The organism is Mesorhizobium sp. P5_C1, from assembly GCF_054049815.1.
In genome coordinates this window covers 1-7,150 of record NZ_JBFULQ010000284.1, presented here as the reverse complement: position 1 = coordinate 7,150, position 7,150 = coordinate 1, and the positions used below count along the sequence as shown (strand labels likewise).

General features: G+C 61.1%; 7 protein-coding genes and 1 pseudogene. 7 read left to right on the top strand and 1 reads right to left on the bottom strand.

Annotated elements, in window-relative coordinates; translation table 11 throughout:
* A partial coding sequence (locus ACXJ7R_RS20490; protein WP_457153437.1) for a DNA-directed RNA polymerase subunit alpha occupies positions 1–732 on the top strand: 732 nt, incomplete at its 5' end.
* A gap of 37 nt (positions 733–769) precedes the next feature.
* On the top strand, positions 770–1,201 hold the full coding sequence (gene rplQ / locus ACXJ7R_RS20485; protein WP_457153436.1) for a 50S ribosomal protein L17: 432 nt from the start codon (positions 770–772) through the stop codon (positions 1,199–1,201).
* A gap of 70 nt (positions 1,202–1,271) precedes the next feature.
* Here rplQ and ACXJ7R_RS20480 read toward each other — a convergent pair whose 3' ends face one another.
* Positions 1,272–1,802, bottom strand: coding sequence for a hypothetical protein (locus ACXJ7R_RS20480; RefSeq protein WP_457153435.1), 531 nt, complete (start codon positions 1,800–1,802; stop codon positions 1,272–1,274).
* 215 nt (positions 1,803–2,017) lie between these two features.
* Between ACXJ7R_RS20480 and ACXJ7R_RS20475 the strand changes: the two genes are divergently transcribed.
* The 5 genes and pseudogenes from ACXJ7R_RS20475 to ACXJ7R_RS20455 form a co-directional block, all read left to right on the top strand.
* Positions 2,018–3,505, top strand: a complete 1,488-nt coding sequence (locus tag ACXJ7R_RS20475) for a DegQ family serine endoprotease (protein WP_457153434.1) — start codon at positions 2,018–2,020, stop codon at positions 3,503–3,505.
* 42 nt (positions 3,506–3,547) lie between these two features.
* Positions 3,548–4,855, top strand: coding sequence for a replication-associated recombination protein A (locus ACXJ7R_RS20470; protein ID WP_457153433.1), 1,308 nt, complete (start codon positions 3,548–3,550; stop codon positions 4,853–4,855).
* Positions 4,856–4,860: 5 nt separating this feature from the next.
* A complete protein-coding gene (locus tag ACXJ7R_RS20465) occupies positions 4,861–5,538 on the top strand; it encodes a DUF930 domain-containing protein (protein ID WP_457153432.1) in 678 nt (225 codons plus the stop codon).
* A gap of 160 nt (positions 5,539–5,698) precedes the next feature.
* On the top strand, positions 5,699–6,529 hold the full coding sequence (locus ACXJ7R_RS20460) for an aspartyl/asparaginyl beta-hydroxylase domain-containing protein (protein WP_457153431.1): 831 nt from the start codon (positions 5,699–5,701) through the stop codon (positions 6,527–6,529).
* A 283-nt stretch (positions 6,530–6,812) separates the two neighbouring features.
* Positions 6,813–7,150 (top strand): annotated as a pseudogene (locus ACXJ7R_RS20455) (hypothetical protein); the annotation flags it as partial.

The following is a 7,150-nucleotide window of genomic DNA, read 5'->3' as shown; positions in this document are numbered from 1 at the left end:
GAAGGCGATGGCCCCAAGCGCATGGTCGTGCGCAAGCAGGGACCGGGTGCGGTTCTCGCCGGCGACATCCAGACGGTTGGCGACGTCGAAATTCTCAACCCCGACCACGTCATCTGCACGCTGGACGAGGGCGCTGAAATCCGCATGGAATTCACCGTCGACACCGGCAAGGGTTATGTGCCGGCCGACCGCAACCGCGCCGAAGACGCGCCGATCGGCCTGATCCCGGTCGACAGCCTGTATTCGCCGGTCAAGAAGGTCTCTTACAAGGTCGAGAACACCCGCGAGGGCCAGGTTCTCGATTATGACAAGCTAACCATGACGATCGAGACCGACGGTTCGATCACCGGCGAGGACGCGGTGGCTTTCGCCGCCCGCATCCTGCAGGACCAGCTCGGCCTGTTCGTGAACTTCGACGAGCCGCAGAAGGAAGTCGCCGCCGAAGCCGTCACCGAGCTCGCCTTCAACCCGGCGCTGCTCAAGAAGGTCGACGAGCTCGAGCTTTCGGTGCGTTCGGCCAACTGCCTGAAGAACGACAACATCGTCTATATCGGCGACCTGATCCAGAAGACCGAAGCCGAGATGCTGCGCACCCCGAACTTTGGCCGCAAGTCGCTGAACGAGATCAAGGAAGTTCTGGCGGCAATGGGCCTGCACCTCGGCATGGAAGTGCCGGACTGGCCGCCGGAAAACATCGAAGACCTCGCCAAGCGTTACGAAGATCAATATTGAGGCGTTGCCTCTGAACCCGCAATGAAGGAGAAGAGCCATGCGCCACGGATTTAAGGGCCGCCGGTTCGCCCGCAGCATAAGCCACCGCAAGTCGATGTTCGCCAACCTGGCCGTGTCGCTGCTCGAGCACGAGCAGATCGTCACGACCCTGCCGAAGGCGAAGGATCTGCGTCCGATCGTCGAGAAGCTGGTGACGCTCGGCAAGCGCGGCGACCTGCACGCCCGCCGCCAGGTGATCGCGCAGATCGGCAATGAAGGCGTCGTCAAGCGCCTGTTCGACACCATCGCCCCGCGCTACGCCACCCGCAACGGGGGCTATCTGYGCATCATGAAGGCGGGCTTCCGTCACGGCGACAATGCCGCGATGGCTGTCATCGAGTTCGTCGATCGCGACACCTCGGCCAAGGGCGCCGGCGACCGCGCCCGCATCGAAGCCGAAGGCACCGACACGGACGCCGCAGCCGCATAAGGCTTGGTTTTCCGGAGTGAATGCAAAGGGGCCCACGGGCCCCTTTTTTATTGTTGAAGGGCTCTGTCCCTTACCGGGCAAGATCGAGATAGTCTCGACCGCCAATCGGCTTCCAATCGATCGCTTGTGTAATCTGTTCAACTGCCGGATGCGGGTAGGAGTAGATGCTGTCTACCGCCGTTCGATGGTCGATATCGCTGATCAATTGGGAAGCCGTAACGCTGTTCAGATATTTTCCGATGTCCTGATCTTCGATGAAATCTGCATCAACCCGGAAATGAATCTGGATGGGACCGGCACATATGTTCAGCTCGATATCGCCGCCTGCCGCGGTATAGAAGACCATGACCTCTTCTGGCGGCCACAAGGCCGCAGCCAGGAATTCCGATGGCTTCGTGTTTCCATTGAAGCCATCTAGCGAAAGCGCAAGGGTCTCGGTAAGAACCTCGAAATCGCCTTCGAGGTAACCGGCTTCTTCGATTTGAAACCAGTTCATCTGGCACGGCGTCTCGTCATCAAAGGAAATTTCGAGCTTTCCGAAAGTCCAATAATCTGGATCGGCGTGATCAGGTGTCCCGAGCACTTCGGCGATCTCGATCACTTTCATGCCATGGAAGACCGGGCCTAGTTTGCCGGTCCTCAAAAAGTCACGGAATGAAACGAACTGTCTTTTCATGAGGGCCGACGAAGGTTTTCAGGCTCAGGTCGAGCTATAGCTGCTTTGCTGCGTAAAATAATCGGATTTCAGCGGCTTAGCCTTTCATTTTGCACAATCGTCGGGACAATGCCCCCGAACTTGCCTTGGAGGATTCGTGAATGCGCGCCAACCGACTGTCCCTTGTCCTGCTCTTCGCCATGATGGCGTTCGTAGCCGCACCGGTGGCCAGGCAGGCATTGGCCGAGGAGACCAAGACCGATCCCGGCCTGTCCGACGTGCTGACGGACCTTTTGCATGGCGTCGAAGGCGAGAACTCGACGTCCGGTCCCGACAAGCGCGTGCCGTTCGGCCGTGAAGAGGTGCAACTGTCGTTCGCCCCGCTGGTCAAGCAGACGGCGCCGGCCGTGGTCAATGTCTATGCCTCGCAGACCGCCAAGGTGACGTCGCCCTTCGACGGCGATCCGTTCTTCGAGGAGTTCTTTGGCCGTTCGCAGCCGCGCGCGCAGTCTTCCCTGGGCTCCGGTGTGCTGGTCGACCCGACCGGCATCGTGGTCACCAATTACCACGTCATCAAGGACGCCGACCAGGTCAAGGTGGCGACCGCGGACGGGCGTGAGTTCGACAGCAAGGTGATGCTGAAGGACGAGACACTCGACCTTGCAGTGCTCAAGATAACCTCGGACAAACCGTTTCCGGTCATCGCCATCGGCGATTCCGATGCGCTCGAGGTCGGCGATCTGGTGCTGGCCATCGGCAATCCCTTCGGTGTCGGCCAGACCACCACTAGCGGCATCGTTTCGGCACTTGCCCGCAGCCATATTGGCGTCGCCGATTCAAGCTTCTTCATCCAGACCGACGCCGCCATCAATCCCGGCAATTCGGGAGGTGCGTTGATCAACATGGGCGGCCAATTGGTCGGCATCAACACGGCGATCTACAGCCGCAGCGGCGGCTCGATCGGCATCGGTTTTGCCATCCCCGCAAACATGGTGCGCGCCTTCGCCGATGCGGCCAAGGCCGGGCTCGACTTCTTCGAACGGCCCTATATCGGCGCCGAGTTTGAAGCGGTAACGCCGCAGATTGCCGAATCGCTGGGCATGGAGAAGCCGGCCGGTGCTTTGGTCTCGTCGGTCGAGGCGACCGGCCCGGCCGCCAAGGCGGGGCTCAAGCCCGGCGACGTCGTGATGCAGCTCAACGGCAAGCCGGTCGAGAGCATCGAAGCGCTGGACTACCGGATGGCGACGCTGTCGATCGGCACCAACGCCAATTTCGCGGTTCTGACCAAAGGCCAGCAGGCGGTGATGGACATCGCGCTGGAGCGCGCTCCGGAAGGCATGAAGGCGGCTGAAGTGACGCTGCACGGCCGCAGCCCGTTCTCGGGCGCCAAGGTCGCCGAACTGTCGCCCCGGCTTGCCCAGAAGCTTGGCCTGCGCACCGACATAAAGGGTGTCACCGTGGTCGACATCAACCGTGACTCGCCGGCCGCCGATTTCGGCTTCCAGCCGGGCGATATCGTGCGCGAGGTGAACGGCACCACCATCGATACCGCGGCGACACTGGAGCAGGCCGCCCAGGCGGATACGCGCTGGTGGCGCTTTACCGTCGAGCGCGGCGGGCAGATACTGCGTCAGGTATTGCGTTATTAAAGCACGTCCCTTCGGGTTCATGCTCCAACCAAAAAGAAGTGCATGGCCGATCTGTTCAGCGTCGATGAACCGGAAAAGGCGTCGCCCGGGCGGCCGCTCGCCGACAGGCTGCGGCCGAAAAACCTCGGTGAGGTCGTCGGCCAGGAGCATCTGACCGGCCCTGATGGCGCGCTGACCCGGCTGATTGGTTCCGGCTCACTCGGCTCGATGATCTTCTGGGGACCGCCCGGCACCGGCAAGACCACTGTGGCGCGGTTGCTTGCCGGCGAAACCAGCCTTGCTTTCGAGCAGATATCGGCGGTGTTTTCCGGCGTCGCCGACCTGAAAAAAGTGTTCGAAGCCGCCAAGCTGCGCCGTACCAACGGTCGCCAGACCTTGTTGTTCGTTGACGAGATCCATCGCTTCAACCGCGCCCAGCAGGATTCCTTTCTCCCAGTCATGGAGGACGGCACGGTCGTGCTCGTCGGTGCCACCACCGAAAACCCGTCCTTCGAACTGAACGCGGCCCTGTTGTCGCGCGCGCGTGTGCTGGTCTTCCACTCATTGGGCGAGGAAAGCATCGCCAAGCTGATGGCGCGAGCCGAGGAGACCGAGGGCAGGGCGTTGCCGCTCGACGACGAGGCGAGGGCGATGCTCATCCGCATGAGCGATGGCGACGGCCGCGCCTCGCTGACGCTTGCTGAAGAGGTGTGGCGCGCCGCCAAGCCAGGCGAGGTCTTCAACCCCGAGGGCTTGCAGCGCATCGTCCAGCGGCGCGCGCCGATCTACGACAAGGGCCAGGACGGCCACTACAATCTGATCTCGGCGCTGCACAAATCGGTGCGCGGTTCGGATCCCGACGCCGCGCTCTATTATCTGGCGCGCATGTTCGATGCCGGCGAGGACCCGCTCTATCTCGGCCGTCGGCTGGTGCGCATGGCCATGGAAGACATCGGCCTTGCCGACCCGCAGGCGCTTGTCGTGGCCAACGCCGCCAAGGACGCCTACGACTATCTCGGCTCGCCCGAGGGCGAGCTCGCCTTTGCCGAGGCCACCGTTTATCTCGCCACCGCGCCAAAATCCAATGCCGTCTACACCGCCTTCAAGGCAGCCACGCGTGCGGCGAAGGAACATGGCTCGCTGCTGCCGCCGAAACACATCCTCAACGCGCCAACCAAGCTGATGAAAGAGGAGGATTACGGGGCCGGCTACCGCTACGACCATGACGAGCCGGATGCCTTTTCGGGCCAGGACTATTTTCCCGAGAAGATGGGGCGGCAGACCTTTTATGATCCGCCTGAACGCGGCTTCGAGCGCGACATCAGAAAGCGGCTCGACTATTGGGCGAAGCTGCGCAAAGAGCGGGAATAGCAGGCTTGCGTGCCCCGGTCGTCGTCACGCTTCCAAACCAGGCTTCGCCTTGGGGCATCTCCGCTTCGGTCGTTCTCCACACGCTGCTGGCTGCGACGCTGGCCCTGATGCCGTTGCCGAAGCGGCCCAAGCGGCTCGAGGAGGACCGGGTGTCGGTCGACATCCTGACGCCGCAACAATTCGAAGCGGCGACCAGGCCACCGCCTGCTCCAGTGACGCCGGCACTGACTGAAGCGCCTGCAGCGGCGCCGCCGCCTGCTTCGACCCCGCCCGAACCGCAACCGCCCGCCGCGCCGGCCATGATCCGGCCGACCGAAATGCTGTCGGCCAAGACACTGGCCGATCCGCGCAGCCGGCAGGCGCGCGCCGATCTCGCCACCTTCGCTTCCGACGAGCGCATGGTTCAGCTGTGCAACCTCGAAGCCATGGATCAGATCCGCAAATGGCGTACGGATTTCAAGCCGGAGCGGGTCGTGCCCTACGCAATGGCGGAGGAAAAAATCACTGGAACCACCATCGCCGCGAATGGCGCGGCTTTCCGTAGTCGCAGAAACTGGTATAGCCTGAAGTTCAGATGCCAACTGGCTGGGGACGGCGAAAGCGTCGTCGGCTTTGAGTTCCTGGTTGGCGATCTGGTCCCCAGGGAAAAATGGGACGAGCTTGGCCTGCCGGCGGTGCATTGACCGAAATCCGGCAGGCTTCACAAGGCAGCCAGCCGGCCGTGATACCGCGGCCGTTGTGTGGTGACCCAAAAAACCTTATCAAGGCGCACGGCCGGGCGGTGGTCGTTACCATGATTTTGGCACCTCATTCGCAACAGGATCGCGCTTCGCGCGTGGAAAAATGACAAGAACCCTTCGCAAAACCCTTCGCAAATTCGCCATCGCCATCCCGCTTCTCGCCCTTGGCTTTTACTTCATCCCGATCCTGACATCGGTCTTTATCGTCCTCGGCCTCATCGATGTCCTGCGCAACGACCGCAAGGACCTGTCGCTGTTCTCGGGCTATTTCCTCGGCAACGGCCTCTTCACCTGGCTGCTTTCGCCTTTCAATCTGCTGGTCGATCTCTTGTGCTACCGCAATCCCGGCGTCTGGAAACTGGACCAGTTCCCCGCCGACTATCAGCGCGAGGTCAATGAGGTCCTGGACATCTTCAAGGCGCGCAAGGACGAGATCATCGCCGACATCGACGCCAATTTCGGCGCCGGCCGGCGCGGCATGTATGTCTATCAGTGGTACGGCAAGCACAAGATCGACAACGTCGCCGAGTTCAACAAGGACTTCAAATACATCAAGACCATCGCCGTTTCCGTCTTCAGCAAGCGCGAATCGACCTCATGGCACTTCGGTCCGCTGCGGCTCAGCCTGCGCATTCTCTACAATCTGATCCCGGTGAAGTCGGAGATTTTCGTCGAATGCGGCAACGTCAAGAACTACTGGTATGACAATCCGCTGTTCATCTTCGACGACACGCTGCTGCATCGCTCGGTCAACGAATATGATGGCCGCCGCTACTGCGTGTTCATGGACATTATCAGACCATCCCCGGTTCCCGGGCTGATCGCGGGCATGCTTGCCGTCGTCTCGGTGAGTGTCGAGCGCATCAACTCGATGTTCTACAAGAACTGGAAGATGATCGGTTCGACCAAGCCGAAGAAGGTCGGGACGACCTGAGCCCGAAATCGTCAATGCTGCCGGCCCTGCCGGCGGCATTGAGGCGCTTTTAACGCGCCACTCATCCCACCGCCCCGTGCTCGCTGTTCCGCCCCGTGTCTTTTGAGGGCGTTCTGAATGCTTGCGATGGCCACGCGTTCAAGTATACATCCCGCCAAGCTCTGAACAGTTCCTGATACGAATCGCGTGGGGTTCCTGTTTGCCGGAACGGCTCCTGGCTGCATCGGCGGGAGTCTCGGTTTGCCCAGACAGTCCTGCCTCTTCCCTTCCTTGGCGGCCTCAAGTGACGAAGAACGAAACCCTCGGATTCTGGCTAAAAATCTACATATGTACGGCGTTGCTGGGCGTTGCTTTCGCCGCGATATACGTAAGGCTTGAGGAGCCCGTCTACTATTGGGATTTTGCCGCTTACTTCAATGGGTTTGACCAGTATGGCTCACTCCTGGCCGAGAGCCCGCTCCAGTGGCTGAGCCAATTGCGGGCTTCTGTCGCGAGGGATGACTACAGCGCCGCAATTCTGGTGCCGCTTATGCCGTTTCACATGTTTTTCGGCGGTTCAAGGCTTTCCTATATCGCTGGAATAGTCATCGTTTACCTGGTCCCGACCGCTCTTTTCATAGG